Raw genomic sequence first — 22,319 nt, forward strand, 5'->3', positions numbered from 1 at the left:
GATCGTCCTCGATGCAGCCGCCCGAAACGGAGCCGACCACGTGGCCGTCGCCTCTCACCACGAGCATCGCGCCCTCGGGGCGCGGCGACGAGCCCCACGTTTTCACCACCGTCACCAGCAGCGCGCGATGGCCTGCGTCGAGCCAGCGCACGCTGGATTTCAGGACTTCGAGATCCACGCTGTCCATGATCGTTTCCCTTTCGGTGTTTCCTCTGCGCCTTCGTCTTCTGGCGGGCCTTCTGCGTCGCCTGAGGCGGCGGCCGCCTCGTCGGTATTTTGCTGCGCATCGCCGCCGAGCTGTTCCCCGAAACGCCTGAAAAACTCGCCGGCGATCTTGCGCGCCGCGCCGTCCACGAGGCGCGAGCCGATCTGCGCGAGCTTGCCGCCCACCTGGGCGTTGGCCGTGTAAGTGAGCGTGGTCGACTCCTCACCGGCCGATTCCAGCTTCACGTGGGCGTCGCCCTTGCCGAAACCGGCGGCGCCGCCCTGGCCCTCGAACACGATCGTGTAGCTGTTCGGCGCGTCGATATCGGCGAGCTGCATGCGGCCCTTGAAGCGCGCTTTCACCGGACCCACGGCGGCAGTCAACGCGACGGCGTACGCGTTCTCGCCGTCGGCCTCGATGCTTTCGCAGCCCGGTATGCACGCCTTGAGGATCGCCGTGTCGTTGAGGGCTTCCCAGGCGCGCTGTTGCGGTACTGGCAGCGTGTGACTTTCGGTCAGCTCCATCGTGTTTCTCCTTGTGCCGTGCGCTCTGGCATGGCGTGCAATGCGCGTGCCGCACGCGGCGCATGTGCGGCCGGCGCGGCTTCGCACAGGCTGCGCGCGAACGCTTCGAGGCTGTCGAGATTGTGGACGGGGTAATGCGCATCGACGTGCGGCAGCATCGCCTGCACGCCGCGCGCTTTGGGCGCGAAGTCGCGGTAACGCAAGAGCGGATTGAGCCAGACCACGCGATGCGCGAAGCGGTGCAGGCGCGCCATCTCTTCGCCGAGCACGCCGCAATCGTCGTGATCCAGCCCGTCGGTGACGATCAGCACCGTCGCGCGGCCGCCGAGCATGCGCCGCGCCCAGCGGCGGTTGAATTCCGCAAGCGTGGCGCCGATGCGCGTGCCGCCCGACCAGTCCGCGACCTGAGTAGCGAGTTGCGCGAGCGCGACGTCGGGGTCGCGTTCGCGCAGCGCGCGCGTAGCGTGCGTCAGGCGCGTGCCGAACAGAAACACCTGCAGGCGTTCGCGCGATTGCAATAGCGCATGGCAGAAGTAGAGCACCGCGCGCGAATAGCTGCTCATCGAGCCGGAAATGTCGAGCAGCAGCACGAGCGGCAGTTTGCGTTCCACGGGCGCGCGATATTTCCACACGGTCCAGTCGCCGCCCGCGCGCACCGCGTGGCGCGCGCTTGCGCGCAAGTCGGCGTGCGTGCCGTGCGATGCCGCCTTCAGTCGTCGCGTGCGAACGGTGGCGAGCGGCAGGCGGCGCGCGCGGATCAGGTGGCGCAGCGCGCGCCATTCGTTGGCGGAAAGCGTGTCGAAGTCGCGCTGGCGCAGGCGTTCTTCGGCGCTGAACGTGGCGTGCGCGCGCAGTTCGTGTTCTTCGTGCGACGGCGGCGGCTGCGCGCCGGAGCGCGTGGCGGGACGCGCCGCGAGCGCGTCGGCGAGGCGGTTGTTGCGGCGCGCAGGCGGCACGCCGCCTTGCACCTTCGGCAGCATGAGCGCGCGCAGCTTGCCTTCGAAATCGGGATCGCGCCAGAAGAGGGCGAACGCGGCGTCGAAGATCTCGCGCTCGTCGGGCGCGCTCGTGAGCAGCGCGGCAAGCGCCGCATGCACGTCGTCGCGGCGGCCGAGGTCGATATGGCGCAGTCCGTCGATCGCATCGACGGCGCGCGAAGGCGACATTGGCAGGCCCGCGCCGCGCAGCACGCGCACGAAATGCACGACGTTGCGCGCGAACGTGGGCATGGCGTTGTTCGGCGCAGTGTCGTTCGCGGCGGCGGACATCGTGCTCACTCCGCGAGCGCGAGGGTTTGCGCGATGCGTTGCGCGTCGAGTTGCGCGAGGTCGTCCTGATACTTCAGCAGCACGCCCAGCGTGTCCTGCACCGATTGCGGATCGAGTTCCGTCACGGCGAGCGCGCAAAGCGCGCGGCACCAGTCGATGGTTTCCGCAATGCCGGGCGCCTTGAAAAGGTCCATGGTGCGCAACTGATGCACGAACGCCACCGCGCGCTGCTGCAATTCCGGCGCGGTTTCAGGCGCGCGCGCGGCCACGATCGCGAGTTCGCGCGCGCGGTCCGGGTAGCCGAGCCATTGATAGAGGCAGCGCCGCTTGAGCGCGTCGTGCACTTCGCGCGTGCGGTTCGAGGTGATGACGACGAGCGGCGGCGTGCTCGCGCGCACGGTGCCGTATTCGGGAATCGATACCTGGAAGTCCGAAAGAAGTTCGAGCAGGAACGCTTCGAACGGTTCATCGGCGCGGTCGATTTCGTCGATCAGCAACACGCGGCGCGCGGCCGGGTTGTGCGGATCGGGTTGCAACGCCTGCAACAGCGGGCGCTTAAGCAGAAATTCGTCGCGATAGAGCGTGTCGTTGCGCGGCGTTTCGCCGGCGGCTTCGGCAAGACGCAGCGCCATGATCTGCCGCGGATAGTCCCACTCGTAAAGCGCGCTCGCCGTGTCGAGCCCTTCGTAGCATTGCAGGCGTAACACCGTCGTGCCGAGAATCGCGGCGGCGGCTTTCGCGAGTTCGGTCTTGCCCACGCCCGGCTCGCCTTCGAGAAACAGCGGGCGTTCCATGCGCAGCGCGAGAAAGAGCGCCGTGGCGAGTGCGCGGCTCGCGAAATAGCCGCGCGCTTCGAGTTGCGCGAGCGTGTCGTCGATCGAGGCGGATTGCATGCGGGCTTCTGCCAATGCGGATCAAAGGCGGCGAGCGCTTCCACACCGGAAACGCTCGCCCTCGGGACGCGTCTAGCCGTTGGCCTTCGCCACCGCGCGCGCCGCAAGCACCGGTATGAGGTGCGCGCGATAGGCCGCGCTTGCGTGCATGTCGGTGTTGAGGTCGTTGGCGGGGACGTTCACCGCGCGTGCGGCTTCGGGCGCGAAGTTCGTTGTCAGCGCGCTTTCCAGCGCGCCCGCGCGGAACACCGAAGGCCCGGCGCCCGTGACCGCGACTCGCACGGGACCGCCCGCTGCTCCTCCCGCGAACTTCGCGACGAACACGCCCGTGAGCGCGAAGTGCGAGGCCGGATTGCGGAACTTCTCGTAGGCCGCGCGTTCGGGCACCTGGAACTCGACCGAGACGATCAACTCGTCGGGTTCCAGCGCCGTTTCGTACATGCCGCGGAAGAAGTCGTCGGCCGCGATGCGCCGCCGGTCCGTCACCACCGTCGCGTTCAGTGCAAGTACCGCGGCGGGATAGTCGGCGGCCGGATCGTCGTTCGCGAGCGACCCGCCCAGCGTGCCGAGCGCGCGCACCTGGCGGTCGCCGATCATGCCCGCGAGGTCCGCGAGCGCGGGCAGCGCGTTGCGGATCTGCGCGTTTTCGGCGACGTCGGCATGGCACACGGCCGCGCCCACCTTCACCACGTTGCCGTCCACCTGCACGGCTTTCAGCTCAGGAATGCGCGTGACGTCCACGAGCGTAGTGGGTTGTGCGAGGCGCAGCTTCATCGCGGCGAGCAGGCTCTGGCCGCCGGCCAGGAATTTTGCGTCGGCGTCGGCCGAGAGGGCTTTCACGGCGCCTTGCGCGTCGCTCGCGCGCTGATAGTCGAATGCGTACATGGTGCGCCTCCGCTCAAGGTTGTGAAGGTTGTGAAGCGCCCTGCGCGGCCTGGATTGCTTGCCATACGCGATGCGGCGTGGCCGGCATCTGCAGGTCTTTCACGCCGAGCGGCGAGAGCGCGTCCAGAATCGCGTTGATCACGGCGGGCGGCGAGCCGATCGCGCCGGCTTCGCCGCAGCCCTTCACGCCAAGCGGATTGTGCGTGCACGGCGTGCCTTTCGCCGTTTCCACCGTGTACGAAGGCACATCCAGCGCGTGCGGCATCGCGTAGTCCATGTACGAGCCCGAGAGCAACTGGCCGCTCGCGTTGTCGTACACGCACTGTTCGAGCATCGCCTGGCCGATGCCCTGGCCGAGACCGCCATGCACCTGGCCTTCGACGATCATCGGATTGATGACGTTGCCGAAGTCGTCCACGGCGGTGAAGCGCTCGATGCGCGTTTCGCCTGTCTCGGGGTCCACTTCGACTTCGCAGAGGTACGCACCCGACGGATACGTGAAGTTGGTCGGGTCGTAGAACGCGCTTTCGTCGAGGCCCGGTTCGAGCGTCTCCAGCGGATAGTTGTGCGGCACGTACGCGGCGAGCGAGATTTCGGCGAAGGTCTTGGTGCGGTCGGTGCCCGCCACGCGGAACACGCCGTCGGCGAACTCGATGTCCTCCACGCCCGCTTCGAGCATGTGCGCGGCGATCTTCTTCGCCTTTGCCTCGATCTTGTCGAGCGCCTTCATGATGGCCGAGCCGCCCACCGCGATCGAGCGCGAGCCGTAGGTGCCCATGCCGAACGGAATGCGGCCCGTGTCGCCATGCACGATCTCGACCTGTTCAATTGGCACACCCAGGCGATCGGCCACGACCTGCGCGAAGGTGGTTTCGTGGCCCTGGCCGTGGCTGTGCGAACCCGTGAACACGGTGACGGAGCCGGTCGGGTTCACGCGGACCTCGCCGGCTTCGAACAGGCCCGCGCGCGCGCCGAGCGCACCCGCAATGTTCGACGGCGCGAGTCCGCACGCCTCGATGTAGCACGAGTAACCGAGGCCGCGCAGTTTTCCGCTCGCCTTCGATGCGTCGCGGCGCGCGGCGAAGCCCTTCACGTCGGCGAGTTCCAGTGCGCGCGCGAGACACGCTTCGTAGTCGCCGGTGTCGTAGGTGAGGCCAACGGGCGTTGCATACGGAAAACTCGTGATGAAGTTGCGGCGGCGGATTTCGGCCGGATCGATGTTCATCTCGCGCGCGGCGGTTTCCACCAGACGCTCGACCACGTAGGTCGCTTCCGGCCGGCCCGCGCCGCGGTACGCATCCACCGGCACCGTGTTCGTGAACACGGCCTTCACCTCGGCGTAGATCGCGGGCGTGGTGTACTGGCCCGCGAGCAGCGTCGCGTAGAGAATGGTCGGCACGCTGGAGGCGAACGTCGAGAGATACGCGCCCATGTTCGCCGTGGTGTGCACGCGCATGGCGAGGAACTTGCCGTCCTTGTCGAGCGCGAGTTCGGCTTTCGTCACGTGGTCGCGTCCGTGCGCGTCGGATACGAAGGCCTCCGATCGCTCGGCGGTCCACTTCACCGGCCGGCGGATTTTCTTCGCGGCCCATGTGAGCGCGACGTCTTCGGCGTACAGAAAGATCTTCGAGCCGAAGCCGCCGCCCACGTCGGGCGCGACGATGCGCAGCTTCGTTTCGGGCAGCCCGAGCACGAACGCGGCCATGAGCAGGCGCTCGACGTGCGGGTTCTGGTTCGCCACGTACACGGTGTAGCTGTCGTCGTGCTGCGCGTAGCTCGCGTTCACGGCGCGCGGCTCGATGGCGTTCGGCACGAGCCGGTTGTTCACGATGTCGAGCGTCGTGACGTGCGCGGCCTGCGCGAAGGCGGCGTCGGTCGCGGCCTTGTCGCCGTGGCCCCACGTGTAGCAGGTGTTGTTCGGCACGCCGTCGTGCACGAGCGGCTGGCCCGCGTCGGCGGCGTGCGCCGTGTCGGCCGTGGCGGGCAGTTCTTCGTAATCGACTTCGACGAGTTCGGCGGCGTCCTTCGCGGCCTTGACCGAATCGGCGATCACGAGCGCGACCTGGTCGCCCACGTGGCGCGCCTTGTCGTGGGCGATCACCGGATGCGGCGGCTCGTGCATGGGCGTGCCGTCGATGCTGTGGATGAGCCAGCCGCACGGCAGGCCGCCCACGTTTTCCGCCGCGAGGTCCGCGCCGGTGAAGACGGCCACGACGCCGGGCGCGGCCTTCGCCGCGTTCGTATCGACGCTCTTGATGCGCGCATGCGCGTGCGGCGAGCGCACGAACACGGCGTACGTTTGTGCGGGCAGCACGACGTCGTCGGTGTACTGGCCGGCGCCGGTGAGAAAGCGGAAGTCTTCCTTGCGCTTTACCGGCGCGCCGATCATGCGATTGGGTTCGGGTGCGTTCATGATGGCCTCCCGAGTCACGCGGTCGCGGCGGCAGCGGGGGCGCCCGCGCGCATTTCCTGCGCGCCCGCAATCACGGCCTTCACGATGTTGTGATAGCCCGTACAGCGGCAAAGGTTGCCGTCGAGGCCTTCACGCGCGTCCGCTTCGCTCAGGTCGGGCTTGGCGGCGGCGAGCGCGGCGGCGCACATCACCATGCCGGGCGTGCAGAAACCGCACTGCAGTCCGTGGCATTCGCGGAACGCGGCCTGCATGGGATGCAGCGCGCCGTTTTTCGCGAGACCTTCGATCGTCGTCACTTCCATGCCGTCGCACTGCACGGCGAGCTGGTTGCACGACTTGATCGCGCGGCCGTTCAGGTGGACGGTGCAAGCCCCGCATTGCGCCGTGTCGCAGCCGACGTGCGTGCCGGTGAGACGCTGCTGTTCGCGCAGGAACTGGACGAGGAGCGTGTGAGGTTCGACCTCGGCGGTCACGGGCGCGCCGTTGACCGTGAGGCTGATACTGATCGCCATGGATTGTCTCCAATGTCGACCGGAGCACGGCGCTCGCGCGTGGCTCCGGTCCCATGCCAGGTGATGGGATAGAGACCGGCCTGGGCCCGCTTTTTTACACTGAATCGACCGCCATAACCGCCCGCGGAAAACTCGCCCGTTCAACGCATTGCGCGCGCCATGCAGGCGCCACGCAAACAAACGCGAAGCGGATGGGACGAATACGGGTGGAGCGGAATCTGGGTCCGGCTGGTGCCTTGCAGTTCAGTGAAGCCTGGGGTGACGCCCGGACAGTAAAGCACAATTTGCCGAATTCCGCTGCGCGGGTTTTACCCTCCGGAAACGCCGGCGGCGCGCGAAAAAAAACGGCCCGCCTCGATGACTCGGGGCGGGCCGTTGCGTTGCAGTGCAGCGATCAGGCGTTCCTCAATCGTGATGCGCGTGCTCGTGCGGTGCGTGCGCGAGACGCGAATGGCGGCGCGAATAGCCGAAGTAGACGACAAGCCCGAACGCGGTCCAGACGAGGAATGCGACCCACGTGAGCGGCTGGAGGTTGATCATGAGAAAGAGGCACGACGCCACCGCGAGAATGGGCACCACGGGCACGCCCGGGCAGCGGAACGCGCGCGGCAGGTGCGGATGGGTTTTACGCAGCACGAGCACGGCGATCGACACCATGGAGAACGCGGCGAGCGTGCCGATGTTGATGAGTTCGGCGAGCACGTTCAGCGGCACGAGCGCGCCGATCAGCCCGAAGAAAATGCCCACGAGCCAGGTCGTGAAGAACGGCGTGGCGAAGCGCGGATGCACCTTGGAGAGCCGGGCGGGCAACAGGCCGTCGCGCGACATCGCGTAGATGATGCGGGTCTGGCCGTAGCTCATCACGAGGATCACGGTGAGCATGCCGAGCACGGCGCCCAGGTCGATGAAGCCCGCGACCCAGTTTTCGCCCACCGCCTGAAGCGCGAACGAAACCGGGTGGCCAACGTGGGCGAAGCGCGGCGAGGGCACGATGCCGGTCACGACCGCGGCCACGGCCACGTACAGCACCGCGCACACGGCGAGCGAGGCGATGATGCCGATGGGCAGATCGCGCTTTGGGTTCTTCACTTCCTCGGCGGCGGAAGACACCGAGTCGAAGCCGATGAACGCGAAGAACATCACGGCGGCCGCGCCGAACACGCCGCGCCAGCCGTTGGGCATGAACGGATGCCAGTTCGCGGGCGTGACGTGGAACGCGCCCACGGCGATCACGAGCAGCACCACGGTCACCTTGATCGCGACCATGACGTTGTTGATGCGCGTGGATTCGCGCACGCCCACCGAGAGGAGCGCGGTGATCGCCATCATCACGAGGAAGGCGGGCAGGTTGAAGAGCGTGTGTACGCCGGGCACCGCGCCGGGCGCGGCGGAAAGCGCGGCGGGCAGCGTGAGGCCGAAGCCCGCGAGCAGCGACTGCAGGTAGCCCGACCAGCCTACCGAGACCGCCGAAGTGGCCAGGCCGTATTCGAGCATCAGGTCCCAGCCGATCACCCATGCGGCCAGCTCGCCGAGCGTGGCGTACGAGTAGGTGTAGATCGAGCCGGCCACGGGAATGGTCGAGGCGAACTCGGCGTAGGCGAGCGCGGCGAAGCAGCAGGCCACCGCCGCGATTAGGAACGAGACCATGAGCGCCGGGCCGGCCTGCACCGCGCCCGTGCCGGTCAGCACGAAAATGCCGGTGCCGATGATCGCGCCGATGCCGAGAAAGGTGAGGTCGAGCGCGCCGAGGGCTTTCTTCAGGCCGGCGCCCTTGGCGCTCGCCTGCAGCATGTGCTCGACGTTCTTCTTGCGAAAGAGGGACATTTGGCGGGGAACTCCACGTAAAACGCGCGAAGACGAGGAACGGGCGCGGTGAATGGAGCCGCGCGCCGCCTTCGCCGGCTTCGCGTGCCGGATGTCTTTGGGGGAAACCCTAAATTTTAGCGGATGTCGCGCGCCAGACCGCTTGAGCCGGGTCGCAAACACGCGCTTTGCACCCATGTTTCGCGGACGATTCCGCCGCAAACGGGCACGCGCGAGCGCAATCCTTGCCGCGGCCCGCGCAAACGGCGAAATTCATTTCCGGATCAATGGCTTATGGCGAGAAGGCCGCCTTGATGCCGCAGCGTCGCCCGGTTTCAGGCGCTAACGGTAGGCGAGAGATCGACGAGCCGGTTGCTCATCACGTAGAAGGTCAGCTCGGCGTTGTTGGAGAGCTTCATCTTTTCGAGCAGGCGCGTGCGGTAGACGCTCACCGTCTTCACCGAAAGCGAGAGCGCGTGCGCGATGTCGGTGAGACGCTTGCCGGAGGCGAGCATGCATAGCGTCTGGTATTCGCGGTCGGAAAGCTTCTCGTGCGGCAGTTGCTCGCCGTCCACCAGCACGTAGTCGGCGAGCGCTTCGGCCATGGCCGGGCTCACGTACTTGCGGCCCGCGGCGACCTGCTGGATCGCGGCGATCATCTGTGCGGCGTCCACCGTCTTCGAGAGATAACCCGCCGCGCCGGCCTTGAGCGCGCGCACCGCGTATTGATCCTCGCGGTACATGGAGAACATCAGCACGGGCACGCGCGGGGCTTTTTTCCTGGCGCGCTTGAGCACTTCCACGCCGTTCATGTCCGGCAGCGAGATGTCGAGCAGGACCACGTCGCACGCATGCTTCGCGATCGCGGCAAGCGCCTCGGCGCCCGTTTGCGCCTCGATCACGTCGGCGGCGATGCCGCGGTCGAGCAGCAACTGGCGAACGCCCTGGCGCACGACGGCATGGTCGTCGACGAGCAGGATGCGATGGGTCATGAGCTTGCGCCTTCGTTCTTGGGGGGCGAGGCGGCGAGCAGCGCGTCCCATGCAAAGCGCGCACGCACGGTGGTGCCGCGCGGGGCGGCTTCGGGCTGTTTGGCGTCGCGAGCCCCGAGCGCGATGCTTCCCTTGACGGCGCGCAGCGAGCCGCCGAAGGCGGCGCAGCGCTCGCGCATGCCGGCAAGGCCGTAGCGCCTCGTCCGGCCGTCGTGTTTTTCCGTGCCGCCGTCGCCCCGGCCGTAGGCCGCGTTGCCGCGCGTGCTGCCCGCGCCGGGCGGCAGACCGACGCCGTCGTCGGCAATGGTGAGCATGAGGTGGCGCGCCGTGCTTTCGAGCCGCACCTCCGCGCGCGTGGCCTGCGCGTGGCGCGCCACGTTGGCGAGCGCTTCCTGCGCCACGCGGAATACGGCGAGCGCGGCTTCGGCGGGCAGTCGGGCGAGACGAGTGTCGTCGCTGGCGACGGTTACGCGGGCGGCGAGCCCCGTGCGCGCCGCGAAGCCGCCCACCCAATCCGCAAGCGCAGTCGCGAGGCCCGCGTCGAGGTGCGGCGCGTGCAGGCCGTCGAGCACCTGGCGCATCGCGCCGGTCGCGGCTTCGAGCGAGCGGGCGACGAGCGCGAGCGCCTCGGCGCATTGCGGCGGGGCGTCGGCGGGCAGCCAGGTGTGGACGTTGGCGAGCGCGAAGTGGGTGGCGGCGAGTTCGGCGCCCACGCTGTCGTGCAGCTCGCGCGCGAGCCGGTGGCGCGCGGCTTCGTCGGCGTGAATGGATTGCGCGGCGCCCCCGTGGGAAAGCGTGCGGCCCGTGCGCCGCGCCTGAGCGCGCGCGGGCGCGCCGATCTGCCGATGTGCGCGGTCGAGGTCGCGTAGCGCGGCCACCGTGGCCGCTTCGTCGGCAGCGGACCAGGCGAGGAAGGCGAGAGCGTCGACGCCATGAGCGGGGCGCGGCGCATCGCCGCCAGGCGTGCGCGCGTTCGGCGCGGCGTATCTCGACGTATCCATCCTTCCCCCGTTCAGGAACCGGTTCCCGCTGTCAGCCATCCACCGGTTTTTGGACTCTCCGGCGTGAGGGCGAACTGCAGGGCGAACAGCACGGCGCAGCGTAACGAAATTTACAACCAGTAACAACCTGGTTCTGGCCCTGGACACGATGCAATGTGTCCGATGCTGCGCTGCGATAATATCTTAAAAATAGAAAAACTTCAGGCTGGACAAGGGTTAGCGACAAAAGCTCAGGTGCAGCATGAAGTCGCGCGCGGCTGTCATGTAGGAAAAATACCGACAGGAAAGCTATCGTGTTTCTGTGACAACTGTAACGGGCATCGCCGCAAATCTGCCACAAAATACAGGGCCAAATTAAAACGCGCGGACGAAAAAAAACCGGAGCGCAAGGCTCCGGCTTTTCGGTTTGCGGGCGACCCGCGCGCGGTGTTTAACCGACGAACGCCTTTTCCACCACGTAGTGCCCCGGCTCGTTGTTGCTGCCTTCCTTGAGGCCGGCCTGTTCGAGCAGCTCCACGGTGTCGCGCAGCATGTGCGTGCTGCCGCAAAGCATGATGCGGTCGCGCTCGGGCGAGAACGGCGGCAGGTCGAGGTCTTCGAACAGCTTCTTCGTGTCGATCAGCTCGGTGATGCGGCCGCGGTTATCGAACACTTCGCGCGTGACGGTCGGGTAGTACACCAGCTTTTCGCGCACGATCTCGCCGAGGTATTCGTGCTCGCGCAGTTCTTCGGTGATGAAGTCCTTGTACGCGAGTTCGTCGACGAAACGGCAGGTGTGCGTGAGCACGATCTTGTCGAAGCGGTCGTAAATGTCCGGGTCCTTGATGATCGACATGAAGGGCGCGAGGCCCGTGCCGGTCGAGAGCAGCCACAGCACCTTGCCGGGCAGCAGGTTGTCGGCCACCAGCGTGCCGACGGGCTTCTTGCCGATCAGAACCTTGTCGCCGATCTTCAGATGCTGAAGGCGCGAGGTGAGCGGGCCGTCCGGCACCTTGATGCTCAGAAACTCCAGATGCTCTTCATAGTTCGCGCTCGCGAGCGAGTACGCGCGCATCAGCGGCTTGCCGTCCACTTCGAGGCCGACCATGGTGAACTGGCCGTTGTCGAAACGCAGGGCCTGGTCGCGCGTGCAGGTGAAGCTGAAAAGCGTGTCGGTCCAGTGATGGACGCTCAGAACGGTTTCTTCGGTGAATTTGCTCATGGTTCCTGAAGTGCGAAACAAGCGCCGCCTGACTGCGGCGATCCTGCCGGCCTGCTGTCCAGTACAGCGTAGCTTTGACGATATGCCCGGAACCGGCTGCGAGGCTGGCCGGTTCCTGTTGTGTTGCCGGTTCGCTTCATCGCGACGAAGCGCTGCGAACGAAGCGCAATCCGCTATTTTACCGCGCTCGAGCCGCGAAGGCCTGGCCGATCCCGCTCCCGGGCAAGGACGGGCGGCTCGCTGCGGCGGTGTGCTGGCATCCGCACGCGTGCGCAATATGAAACGGCGCGCATCGGCGGGGTCTGCTGGCGACGGCAAAAGATGGCGGCGGGTGGCCTCGCCGGGCTTCGCGGGCTGGGTCAGCCCAGGGCCCGCGAGAGCGGATTCTCCTGCCGCTGGCAACACGCGCCAGTGCCCGATAAGGCGTGCGGCGCGTGCGAATTTTCGGCTAGATGATACCGGAAGGTCTGACAGCCCGCAGCATTGACCCTGCTGGCGGGGCAGTTTCGCGCGGGTTTTAGGCGCCGATGCGTGCGTAAAGGGTGCGTAAAGGCGCCATTTTCGACGCGGCGACGGTGGTGTGACCGTGCGCCGCGCTGGCTAGAACGCTCGATGCACGCTCGATGCGCTCGACCGGGCGCTAGCGGTCGGCGGCAAGCTTCACGCCGAGGCCGATCAGCGCAGCGCCGCAAAACGCGTCGATCGGGCGGCGCAGGCGGCGGTAGCCGCGCTGCGTGCGGTCGTCGGCGAACAGGAACGCGAGGCTGCAATGCCAGCCGAACGACATCGCGGCGACCGTGGCGAGCGCGACGCCGTAGAACCACAGCGGCGGATGCGCCGGAAACACAGCCGCGAACACGCTGGTCCAGAACACGCACGACTTGGGGTTCGTCAGGCAGGTGACGAGGCCCGCGCGCCAGGTGCGCACCCACGCGCGCCGGTCGGCGGGCGGCGGCGGCGCGGCGACAGCTTGCGCCGCCGCGGCCAGGTCGCGCCGCACGCCCGAGCGCAGCAGCTTGAGCCCGAACCAGACGAGATAGAGCGCGCCCGCCACGCGCACGCCGTTGTAAAGCCAGCCAATGTGCTGAAGCACGGCCGCGAAGCCGAGCATGGCGAGCGCCGCCCAGAGCGTGGAGCCGACGCCCACGCCCGCCGCCGAGGCCACGCCCAGCCCGCGCCGTCCGGCAAGCGAAAGTTGCGTGACCATGAAGAAGTTGGGGCCGGGGCTGATGAGCGCGAACAGATAGACGACAACGATCTGCAGCAGCGTGGCGAGGTAATGCATCTGAGGACACCTGACGAAACGCGCGGCGCGCGCGACGCGACATATTAGCGCGGGCGGCAGCCTTGCGGGGCGCGCCGGCGGCCGCCGCTGAAGGCGTGTTGCGCGGGTGCTTCGGCTGAGCGGCGTGCCGCGGCTCAGCGCATCAATCTTCCAGCCGCAGACGCGCCATGTACGGCAGGTGATCGGAGAGCCACGCGGTTTCCTGCGCGGGCTGGATCAGCTCGACGGGCTTGAGGTCCCGTACGAACATCTTGTCGAGCGCGAGCGCGGGCGAGAACGCGGGGAAGGTGCGCGCCGGCTCGCCGAGCAGCGTCGCGACTTCCTGGAGACCATGCTCGGCAAAGAGCGGCACGGAGTCGTTGCGCCAGTCGTTGAAGTCGCCCGCCAGCACGAGCGGACCCTTGGGCGCTTCCTTCACGATCCAGTGCGCGATCCAGTTCATCTGCCGCAGGCGCGCGCTGCGCGTGAGCGCGAGATGCGCGCACAGCAGCGTGACGGACTGCCCGGCGACGTTTGCGCGCGCAACGAGCAGCCCGCGCCGCTCGAAGCGGTGCGCGGAGATGTCCCAGCGCCCGCCCAGATCGAGCGGATGCGGCGAGAGAATCGCATTGCCGTGCCGCCACGAAGGCTTGAACACATTAGGCCCGAGGGCGATCTGCAATTCGAGCGCGGTCGCGATTTCGGTGGCCTGACAGTGCCAGACGTCGTCGAGCGGATCGCCAAGCTGCGCGCCGAAGGCCGCCGCGAGCACGGGCTGCGGCAGACGGCGGGCCATCGCTTCCTGCAGGAACCAGGCGTCGGCGTGGGTGGACTGCACCCAGCGCCGCATGGCCTCCCAGGCCTCGAAGCCCAGCGGCGAGCGGCCCTTGTGCAGATTCCAGCTCACGGCGACGAAGTCTTTGTTCTGCGAGGTGTCGATGAGCGGTTGTTCGGGATTTCGCATGCGTTTTTTCTAACGGATTGGGTCACGCAAGGTCGTGCATTGGATTTGCGCATTCAATGTGCAGGCGCGGTCACTGCGCGGACGCGGACTGCGGTGCAGGCGTCGCGCGCACGCGGTAGGCGAGCGAGGGGTGCTGATCGATGATCTGCCAGGTCACCCACTGCCCGTCCGGCACGAGCAGGCCCGGATGGTTCGCAGCCACCTGGCGCGGCTGCGGCGGCAGCCGGCAGCCTTCGGGCGTGCTTGGTGCGGCGTCGTTTTCGAGCGTTTCCTGCGTGTCGATCGACAGCACGACGACGTTCGCGCGCACCTGCAGCGGCGAAACGGTGATCGTGCGCGACAGGTCGATGCTGCCCGCGGGCTGATCCTTGCAGCCCACGTTGTGCGAGACGACCTTGTGATGCGTGTCGGTGTGCGCCTGGCCGATCGAGGTCGTGCCGTGGAAGGCGTCGATCTGCTGGCCGTCGCGCATCACCTGCAGTTCCCACTGGACAGCACCTTGCGTGACAGGGGCCGTCGTGGGCGGGGGTTCCGTGGGGGCTTGCGAGCCCGGCTGCGCCGTTCCTTGCGCCAGCGCGCCCACGCTCGTTCCGGCGAGCGCGGCGAACAGCGTCACAGCGATGCAATGTTTCCACAACTTCATATTGTTGGCTCCGTGCACGGCGCCGGGCGAGGCGACGGGGTCGGCAACGCTACGGCAGGGCGGGTACGTTCTGACCATCGATCCTATACCGGGTTCGCAAACGCCGGACCGCAGCGGTTCATTTGAGATGGGGATGCGGCAGCCCCGCTTCAACCACGGCGCGTCGGGCAATTGATGATCGAAGCGCGACATCCATGCGATCAACGGGGGCATCGGTCGCTCATTGTTGTCGTGATTGCAACACTGGACGCCTGCTTATCGGGATAATTTTTTGATAGCGCGCGGCTCGGGTTCAGCCAGCTAGCCAGCAAGCGTTGCAAAGCTTGCCGGTGTCGCCTCGAACGAAGCGCCGCCACCCGACGCTTTCGCAACCGCGCCCCGTCTCCCCGTTCTGTTCCCTTCCGCTCTTTCCCGGCGCGAGTCCGACCAGGCCTCGCCGCCGGGCGGCGTACAATTTTCGTCAAGCGGCGGCGCGTGGTGTGCGCCGCCGGCCCCATGGCGGAGAGGATCGCGGCGCGGCTGGCTTGCCTGCCGGCGCTGCGAAGGCGGGACGCAGGGACATGGACCAGATCGAATGCGTGGTGATCGGCGCGGGCGTGGTAGGCCTTGCCGTGGCGCGTGCGCTCGCCGCGCGCGGGCGCGAGGTGATCGTGCTCGAAGCGGCGGAGGCTATCGGCACCAGCACCAGTTCGCGCAATAGCGAGGTCATCCACGCGGGGCTCTACTACCCACGCGGCTCGCTCAAAGCCTCGTTGTGCGTGCGCGGGCGCGAAATGCTCTACGACTACTGCGCGTCGCGCAACGTCGCGCACGCGCGCTGCGGCAAGCTGCTCGTCGCCACGGCGGCGAACCAGATTCCGCAACTGGAGGCGATCCGACTGCGCGGCAAGGAAAACGGCGTGTTCGACCTCACGCGCATCAGCGCAAGCGAGGCGCTCGCGCTCGAACCGGCGCTCGAATGCGTCGCGGCGGTGTACTCGCCGCAAACCGGCATCGTCGACAGCCATCAGCTCATGCTCGCGCTGCAAGGCGACGCCGAGCGCGACGGCGCCGTGATCGCGCTCAAGTCGCCGGTCGAGTCGATCGATGCGCTCGGCGGCGGCTTCACCGTGCGAACGGGCGGCGACGCGCCGATCGACATCCGCGCCGCCTGCGTGGTCAACAGCGCGGGCCTTTATGCGACGAAGCTCGCGAGGCGCATTCGCGGGCTCGACGCGCGCCACGTGCCGCCGTTCTATCTCGCGCGCGGCAATTACTTCAGCGTTTCGGGGCGCGTGCCGTTCACGCGTCTCATCTATCCGATGCCCAACGACGCCGGCCTCGGCGTGCATCTCACGCTCGATCTGGGCGGCCAGGCGCGCTTCGGCCCCGACGTCGAATGGATCGACGCCGTGGATTACGACGTCGATCCGCGCCGCGCCGATTCCTTCTACGCGCAGATCCGCGCCTACTGGCCCGCGCTGCCCGACGGCGCGCTGCAACCGGCGTACGCGGGCATCCGTCCGAAGCTCTCCGGGCCGGGCGAACCCGCCGCCGACTTCATGATCCAGGGCGCGGCGTCGCACGGCGTGCGGGGGCTCGTAAACCTGTTCGGCATCGAGTCGCCGGGGCTCACGGCCGCGCTCGCCATCGCGCAGCGCGTGTGCGAGATGGCTTCGTTCGACTGATCCGGCTCCGCTTGCGTTGTCCGCAAGGCGGCATCATGCCGCTCACTTATCTCCGGAATTGCAGCGTCACCGGGACTTGCTTCGTTGTTAAGCTTCTTCGCGACGCCGCCGTCAGAGCGGCTCAGAACGAATCGCCACAATACTGGAGTGAGTCATATGAAATCGTCCCGCCGCAGCTTTCTGATCACGAGCATCGGCGTCGCTTCGACGCTCGCGCTTTCGCGCCAGGCATTCGCCGACGCGCCCAAGGCTGCCGAATCCGATCCCACCGCCCAGGCGCTCGGCTACAAGCTCGACGCGACCAAGGTCGACAAGGCGAAATTCGCGAAGTACGCCGCCGGCCAGGACTGCAGCAACTGCACGTTCTATCAGGGCAAGCCCACCGACGCGTTCGCGCCGTGCCCGATGTTCGGCGGCAAGCAGGTCGCGGGCAAGGGCTGGTGCAGCGCCTACAACAAGAAGGCGTGATGAACGGGCGGGCGCGGGCGGCGGCTCGCGCGCGCTAGAGCCGCGCCTGAAGCAAGGGCGGCCGGCGGTTGAACCACGGCCGCGCGGCTTCCAGTTGCGCCGCGAGACGCAGCAACAACGCGTCGTTGCCTTCGCGCGCGGCGAACTGAACGCCAATCGGCAGGCCGCGAGCGTTCCATGCGAGCGGCACCGACATCGACGGCTGGCCCGTCAGGCTGAATAGCTCCGTGCAGCCCGCCCACGCGAACGCCTTGTTCGAGGCTTCCGTCAGCAGCTTTCTCATCAGCACTTCCATCGGCATGGCCGTGACCGCGCGCATCTGGATGCGTTCGCTCGGGCTCGGCTTCAGTTGGCCGATCTTCACCGGCGGCGCGGCGAGCGTCGGGCACAGCAGCACGTCGTAGCGCTTCATCAGGTCGGCGAGCTGCGCCGTGATGCGCTGCTGCACTTCGAGCGCCGCGGGCAGTTCGCGCTCGCCGAGCTTTTGGCCGATGTGCGCCATGGCCCATGTGGCGATTTCGAACTCCTGGCGGCGCGGCTTCGTGCCCGTGATGTCGTCGGCGTGCAGCACGTATTGCTCGGCTACCACCGACCACAGCATGAGGAACGCCTCGCGCGCCTCCGCGTAATTCACGGGCAGCGAATACGGCTCCACGCGATGGCCGAGCGAGGTGAGGAGTTCGGCGGCGTCGTCGAGTGCGCCGCGCACTTCCGGCGAAAGCGTGTCCGCGAACATCGGCTCGGTGAGCAGCGCGATGGCGAGCGGCTTTGCGCCGTCGAGCGGCGTGCGCGCGGCGTCGAGGAAGGTGCCGGGCGCGCCGGCGGGCAGCGCGGGGTCGCCGGCGATCAGGTCGAGCATGAGCGCGCTGTCGCGCACGCTGCGCGAAACCGCCAGATCGACGCCGAGCGCGCCGGGCAGCGGCGGCAAGCTGGACGGCGGCTGGTACATGCGCGACGGCTTGAAGCCGAAGAGCCCGCAGCACGACGCGGGAATGCGGATCGAGCCGCCGCCGTCGGACGCGTGCGCGAGCGGCACGATGCCCGCCGCGACCGAAGCGGCCGCGCCGCCGCTCGAGCCGCCGGGCGTGTGATCGAGATTCCACGGGTTGCGGCAGGGGCCGAACAGTTCGGGCTCGGTATAGGGCATCTGCCCGAGTTCCGACGCGCTGGTCTTGCCGAAGATGTTCAGGCCCGCGGCGCGAAAACGCGCGACCACGGGCGCGTCGGCGGGGGGAATGTAGTGGCGGTAGTGGCGGCTGCCGAACGTCATGCGCAGCCCGGCCACCGCCGCGCCGAGATCCTTCACGAGAAACGGCACGCCCGCGAGCGGGCCCCCGCTCAGCGCGTTCACGCCGTTGCCGGACGTCTCGATGCGCCGCGCGCGCTCGCGGGCCGCTTCGTAGTCCTTGAGGACGATGGCATTGATCGCGGGATTGGCGGCTTCCGCGCGGGCAATGGCGGTATCGAGCAGTTCGCGCGCGCTCACCTCGCGGCGGCGCACGAGATCGGCGAGGCCGATGGCGTCGTATTCCAGATAGTCGGACTGCAAGGCGCGCACTCCTCGTCGTCGGGTTGAGGCGGGGTTGGACTTAGTGAGACAGCGTACGCAAGGAGTGTAAGCGGGCGTGTAAGCGGACGTGAAGCGGCGTGCTCGCTGGGGCATGTCGTTGCGCGCGCATCGAAGCATCGCGGCGCGCGCAACCAGGGAACGACGGGATTACAGACGTTCGGCGAGGAAGCTCAGCGTGCGGCCGTGCGCGAGCGCCGAAGCGTGCTGGTTGTACGACGCGCGCACCGAGCAGTTAAAGCCGTGATCGGCGTTCGGATACAGGTGGAACTCGGCGTTCGGACGGCCCGCGAAACGCTCCTTCACCTGGCCCACCGCCGAAAGCGGAATGCCGTGGTCGAGTTCGGCGTAGTGGAAGAGCATCGGTTTCGTGACCTTGTCGGCGAGGTCGAGCTGATTCTGGATGCCGCCGCCGTAGTAGGACACGGCCGCATCCACCGAGCCGCTCGCGGCCGCGAGGTAGGCCAGACGCCCGCCGAAGCAGTAGCCGATCGCCGCGACCTTGCCCGTGCACTCGGGCAGCGCGCGCAGCGCGGCGGCCGTCGCGGCGATGTCCTCGACCACGAGGTTGACGTCCGTCTTCTGCATCAGCGCGATGCCGCGGTCGCGGTCCGCGCCCACGTAGTCGAGTTCGACGCGCGGGGCCGCGCGCCAGAACACGTCGGGGGCGATCGCCACGTAGCCGTCGAGCGCGTATTGCTCGACGACGTCGCGGATGTGCCCGTTCACGCCGAATATCTCCTGCAAGATGACGATGCCCGGCCCTTTGCCGCCCTTGGGAAGCGCGAGGTACGCGCCGAAGCTGTCATCGCCGGCGGGAATATCGATCCATTTGGTCGAAACGCTCATGTTGTTTCTCCGTCTTCGTTAACGAGTCATGCAATGCGCCGCAGCCGCCAGGGCGCATCGCGAAATCGGGGAGCCAGTTTGCCATAGGGCCGTGAACCTCTGCAGCGCGGGCTTATCTCGCAAGCGGATCGTAATAATCTCGATTATTCATTTTTCGGGCGGACGGCCTTTGGCTAGAGTCGATGGCGATCTGTATCGCTTTTTGTATCGCTGCGCATCGTCGTCGCTCATTCAGTCATATAAGGATTGCGTCATGAGTTCTGCTTCCGTGCTGCGCACGTCGCCCGCCGTTTCCACGCCGTTCAGCCGTCGATTCGGATTGCGGCTGCCGCTCGTGCAAGGGCCGATGGCCGGCGGCCCGACCACGCCCGCGCTCGTCGCGGCGGTAGCGAACGCGGGCGGACTCGGTTTTCTCGCCGGGGCGGCGCTTGCGCCGGAAAAGATCGCGAGCGAAGTCGCCGCGATTCGCGCGCTGACGAACAAGCCCTTCGGCGTGAATCTCTTCGTGCTCGACCCGGCGAATCCCGACGAAGCCACCGTGCGCCGCGCGCTGGACGCCATCGATCCGGTTGCGGCGCAGCTCGGCCTGCCGCCCGGCGTTGCGCTCGCGCGCTACGCGCCCGATTTTCGCGCGCAACTGGACATGCTGATCGAACTGCGCGTGCCGGTCGCGAGCTTCACGTTCGGCCTTTTGCCAGCCGCCGATGTCGCTCGTTTGCACGCGGCAGGCAGCTACGTGATGGGCACGGCGACGCACGTGGCCGAAGGCCTCGCGTGGCGCGACGCGGGCGCGGATGCCATCGTCGCGCAGGGCGCCGAAGCGGGCGGGCACCGCGGCACGTTCATCGGCGAGGCGCCGCATGCGCTTGTCGGCACGATGGCGCTGGTGCCGCAACTCGTGGACGCAAGCGGCCTGCCGGTGCTGGCGGCGGGCGGCATCATGGACGGGCGCGGCATCGTCGCGGCGCTCGCGCTAGGCGCGCAAGGCGTGCAGATGGGCACCGCGTTTCTCGGCAGCGCGGAAAGCGCGATTCCCGCCGACTGGAAGGCGCGGCTGCGCGCATCGACCGATACCGCGACTTCGGTCACGCGCGCGATCACCGGGCGTCACGCGCGCGGCATTCGCAATCCGCTCATGCGGGAACTGGAGGCGCGGCCCGAAACGATCGCGCCGTACCCCGTGCAGAACGCGCTCACGCAGCCGTTGCGGCAGCACGCGGCGCGCGAGAACGACGGCGATTATCTTTCGCTGTGGTCGGGGCAAGGCGCGCCGCTCTCGCGCACGCGCGAGGCAGGTCTGGGCGCGGGCCAAATCGTCGAGGCGCTCGACGCCGAATGGCGCGACGTGCTCGGCAAACTCAATCGCGAACTCAGTCGCGAACTCAGTCGCGAACTCAGGCGCGAAATCAGTCGCGAATCGTGAGGTATATCGATGCGCGGGATGCCGGTTCACAACGCATCGGCATCCGAAATTAATCGAATACTTACTTGAACTCGGGCGCGCGGGAAAGTGAGTACTCGACGCACCGCGCGACCCGCAAACGTTATCTCCCGTGCGCAGGGGTTTCATACTGCCGCGACGCGCCCTGGTGTATTCCCCGAACGTGTGCGCTAACACACCAATAACTCCCATCAAATAATCTCAAAAACGATTCGCGCGGCACCGCTCAGGGAATCTCCCAATAATTGGACCCAAGTTCGGGATGCCTTATTACGTAAGGCTTGCGGCCGATTGATCAGGGTTTCGAACTGTTCTTGCAGTACGCATATTGGTACTCGCACCAATATCTGAAAAAAATCCCCCAAATTAATTTGATCACCTACACTTGCGCGCAAGTATGGATGGGCGGCCCGCCATGAACGGGCTTTTCGCTGTACTGGCCAGGTGCATCAAGGATGCATCCTGCGTGGTCGTCCGCACGGGGAGCGACACGTTCGGGGCGCGGGAGCACTGGGCGATTACGTAGCTTTTGGGTTCGAAACTGGAGACTTACATGACTATCAAGCTTCACAAGCTGTTGCCGATCAGCGCTGCGGCCATGCTGGCCGCGTCGTTTGCAACGGTGGCGAGCGCCGACGAAACGATCAAGATCGGTCACGTCGCGCCGCTGACGGGCGGTATTGCGCACCTCGGTAAAGACAACGAAAACGGCGCACGTCTCGCAGTTGAAGAGATCAACGCGAAGGGCCTCACGATCAACGGCCAGAAGGTCACGCTCGTGCTCGACGCACAGGACGACGCGGCTGACCCGCGCACGGCCACCCAGGTCGCGCAGAAGCTCGTCGACGACAAGGTCGTTGCCGTTGTCGGCCACCTGAATTCGGGCACGTCGATCCCGGCATCGAAGATCTACAGCGATGCAGGCATCGTGCAGATCTCGCCGTCGGCCACGAACCCGGCCTACACGCAACAAGGCTTCAAGACGACCTACCGTGTCGTGGCGACCGACGCCCAGCAGGGCCCGGCGCTCGCGAACTACGCGGCCAAGAACCTGAAGGTCAAGACCGTTGCGGTGGTCGACGACTCGACGGCTTATGGCCAGGGTCTCGCGAACGAATTCGAGAAGACCGCCAAGGCGCTCGGCATGACCGTGGTGTCGCATGACGCGACCAACGACAAGGCCGTGGACTTCCGCGCCATTCTCACGAAGATCAAGGGCGAAAACCCCGACGCGATCATGTACGGCGGCATGGATGCCACCGGCGGCCCGTTCGCCAAGCAAGCCAAGCAGCTTGGCCTGCGCGCGAAGGTGCTCGCGGGTGACGGCGTCTGTACCGACAAGCTGGCCGATCTGGCCGGCGACGCGACCGACAACATCGTGTGTTCGGAAGCCGGCATGGCGCTCGAAAAGATGCCGGGCGGCAAGGAATTCGAAGCCAAGTTCGAGAAGCGCTTCGGCCAGCCGATCCAGATTTACGCACCGTTCACGTATGACGCTGTGTACATCATCGTCGACGCCATGAAGCGTGCGAACTCGACGGATCCGGCGAAGATCCTCGCCGCCATGCCGACCACGGACTACAAGGGCGTGATTGGCGAGACGACCTTCGATTCGAAGGGCGACCTCAAGCACGGCGTGATCTCGCTGTACAACTACAAGTCGGGCAAGAAGTCGCTGCTCGACGTCGTGAAGATGTAAATCGCGTTTAGCGCGCCTGGCGCGCGTTAGCGGTTTCGCTCACGCGATTTGAAAAGCCCA

At 67.1% G+C, this 22,319-nt stretch carries 20 protein-coding genes; 4 read left to right on the forward strand and 16 right to left on the reverse strand.

Features of this window, described 5'->3' with window-relative positions; translation table 11 throughout:
• The 14 genes from U5768_RS18175 to U5768_RS18240 all read right to left on the reverse strand — a co-directional run.
• A partial coding sequence (locus tag U5768_RS18175) for an XdhC family protein (protein WP_322030465.1) occupies positions 1–187 on the reverse strand: 187 nt, incomplete at its 3' end.
• The gene (locus U5768_RS18180) at positions 160–729 is read right to left on the reverse strand and encodes a carbon monoxide dehydrogenase subunit G (protein WP_322031788.1); all 570 of its coding nucleotides are present in this window, start codon (positions 727–729) and stop codon (positions 160–162) included. The genes U5768_RS18175 and U5768_RS18180, both read right to left, overlap by 28 nt.
• The gene (locus tag U5768_RS18185) at positions 720–1,997 is read right to left on the reverse strand and encodes a VWA domain-containing protein (protein ID WP_322031789.1); all 1,278 of its coding nucleotides are present in this window, start codon (positions 1,995–1,997) and stop codon (positions 720–722) included. The genes U5768_RS18180 and U5768_RS18185 overlap by 10 nt, the downstream gene beginning before the upstream one ends.
• Before the next feature lie 5 nt (positions 1,998–2,002).
• On the reverse strand, positions 2,003–2,890 hold the full coding sequence (locus tag U5768_RS18190; RefSeq protein ID WP_322031790.1) for a MoxR family ATPase: 888 nt from the start codon (positions 2,888–2,890) through the stop codon (positions 2,003–2,005).
• Between the two features lie 72 nt (positions 2,891–2,962).
• Positions 2,963–3,775, reverse strand: a complete 813-nt coding sequence (locus U5768_RS18195; protein ID WP_322031791.1) for a xanthine dehydrogenase family protein subunit M — start codon at positions 3,773–3,775, stop codon at positions 2,963–2,965.
• Between the two features lie 13 nt (positions 3,776–3,788).
• Entirely contained in the window at positions 3,789–6,188 is a 2,400-nt protein-coding gene (locus tag U5768_RS18200) for a xanthine dehydrogenase family protein molybdopterin-binding subunit (protein ID WP_322031792.1), read from the reverse strand.
• A gap of 14 nt (positions 6,189–6,202) precedes the next feature.
• Entirely contained in the window at positions 6,203–6,700 is a 498-nt protein-coding gene (locus U5768_RS18205; RefSeq protein ID WP_322031793.1) for a (2Fe-2S)-binding protein, read from the reverse strand.
• Between the two features lie 405 nt (positions 6,701–7,105).
• Positions 7,106–8,524: an amino acid permease gene (locus U5768_RS18210; RefSeq protein WP_322031794.1), complete on the reverse strand. Its 1,419-nt coding sequence runs from the start codon at positions 8,522–8,524 to the stop codon at positions 7,106–7,108.
• 314 nt (positions 8,525–8,838) lie between these two features.
• Positions 8,839–9,495, reverse strand: a complete 657-nt coding sequence (gene rqpR / locus U5768_RS18215; RefSeq protein ID WP_322031795.1) for a response regulator transcription factor RqpR — start codon at positions 9,493–9,495, stop codon at positions 8,839–8,841.
• Positions 9,492–10,496, reverse strand: coding sequence for a sensor histidine kinase (locus U5768_RS18220; protein WP_322031796.1), 1,005 nt, complete (start codon positions 10,494–10,496; stop codon positions 9,492–9,494). The genes rqpR and U5768_RS18220 overlap by 4 nt, the downstream gene beginning before the upstream one ends.
• Positions 10,497–10,926: 430 nt before the next feature.
• Complete coding sequence (locus U5768_RS18225) at positions 10,927–11,697, reverse strand: ferredoxin--NADP reductase (RefSeq protein WP_322031797.1); 771 nt, start codon at positions 11,695–11,697, stop codon at positions 10,927–10,929.
• A gap of 640 nt (positions 11,698–12,337) precedes the next feature.
• Positions 12,338–12,982 carry a LysE family translocator gene (locus U5768_RS18230; protein WP_322031798.1) on the reverse strand — a complete coding sequence of 215 codons (645 nt, stop codon included), beginning with the start codon at positions 12,980–12,982 and terminating at the stop codon, positions 12,338–12,340.
• A gap of 142 nt (positions 12,983–13,124) precedes the next feature.
• A complete protein-coding gene (locus U5768_RS18235) occupies positions 13,125–13,925 on the reverse strand; it encodes an endonuclease/exonuclease/phosphatase family protein (protein ID WP_322031799.1) in 801 nt (266 codons plus the stop codon).
• 70 nt (positions 13,926–13,995) lie between these two features.
• The gene (locus U5768_RS18240) at positions 13,996–14,562 is read right to left on the reverse strand and encodes a hypothetical protein (RefSeq protein ID WP_415913935.1); all 567 of its coding nucleotides are present in this window, start codon (positions 14,560–14,562) and stop codon (positions 13,996–13,998) included.
• Positions 14,563–15,128: 566 nt separating this feature from the next.
• Between U5768_RS18240 and U5768_RS18245 the strand changes: the two genes are divergently transcribed.
• The gene (locus U5768_RS18245) at positions 15,129–16,235 is read left to right on the forward strand and encodes an NAD(P)/FAD-dependent oxidoreductase (protein WP_322031801.1); all 1,107 of its coding nucleotides are present in this window, start codon (positions 15,129–15,131) and stop codon (positions 16,233–16,235) included.
• A gap of 156 nt (positions 16,236–16,391) precedes the next feature.
• A complete protein-coding gene (locus U5768_RS18250) occupies positions 16,392–16,703 on the forward strand; it encodes a high-potential iron-sulfur protein (RefSeq protein WP_322031802.1) in 312 nt (103 codons plus the stop codon).
• Positions 16,704–16,737: 34 nt separating this feature from the next.
• Here the strand turns inward: U5768_RS18250 and U5768_RS18255 are convergent, their stop codons facing one another.
• Together U5768_RS18255 and U5768_RS18260 are read right to left on the reverse strand one after the other, a co-directional pair.
• Positions 16,738–18,252: an amidase gene (locus tag U5768_RS18255; RefSeq protein WP_322031803.1), complete on the reverse strand. Its 1,515-nt coding sequence runs from the start codon at positions 18,250–18,252 to the stop codon at positions 16,738–16,740.
• Positions 18,253–18,420: 168 nt separating this feature from the next.
• Positions 18,421–19,119 (reverse strand): dienelactone hydrolase family protein, encoded by a 699-nt coding sequence (locus tag U5768_RS18260; protein ID WP_322031804.1) that lies wholly within the window; start codon positions 19,117–19,119, stop codon positions 18,421–18,423.
• Positions 19,120–19,372: 253 nt separating this feature from the next.
• Between U5768_RS18260 and U5768_RS18265 the strand changes: the two genes are divergently transcribed.
• Both U5768_RS18265 and U5768_RS18270 read left to right on the forward strand, forming a co-directional pair.
• On the forward strand, positions 19,373–20,542 hold the full coding sequence (locus U5768_RS18265; RefSeq protein ID WP_322031805.1) for a nitronate monooxygenase: 1,170 nt from the start codon (positions 19,373–19,375) through the stop codon (positions 20,540–20,542).
• Positions 20,543–21,113: 571 nt separating this feature from the next.
• Positions 21,114–22,259 carry a branched-chain amino acid ABC transporter substrate-binding protein gene (locus U5768_RS18270; protein ID WP_322031806.1) on the forward strand — a complete coding sequence of 382 codons (1,146 nt, stop codon included), beginning with the start codon at positions 21,114–21,116 and terminating at the stop codon, positions 22,257–22,259.
• Positions 22,260–22,319: the final 60 nt, after the last annotated feature.

This window comes from Paraburkholderia sp. J76 (assembly GCF_905220295.1).
Classification (GTDB): Bacteria; Pseudomonadota; Gammaproteobacteria; order Burkholderiales; family Burkholderiaceae; genus Paraburkholderia.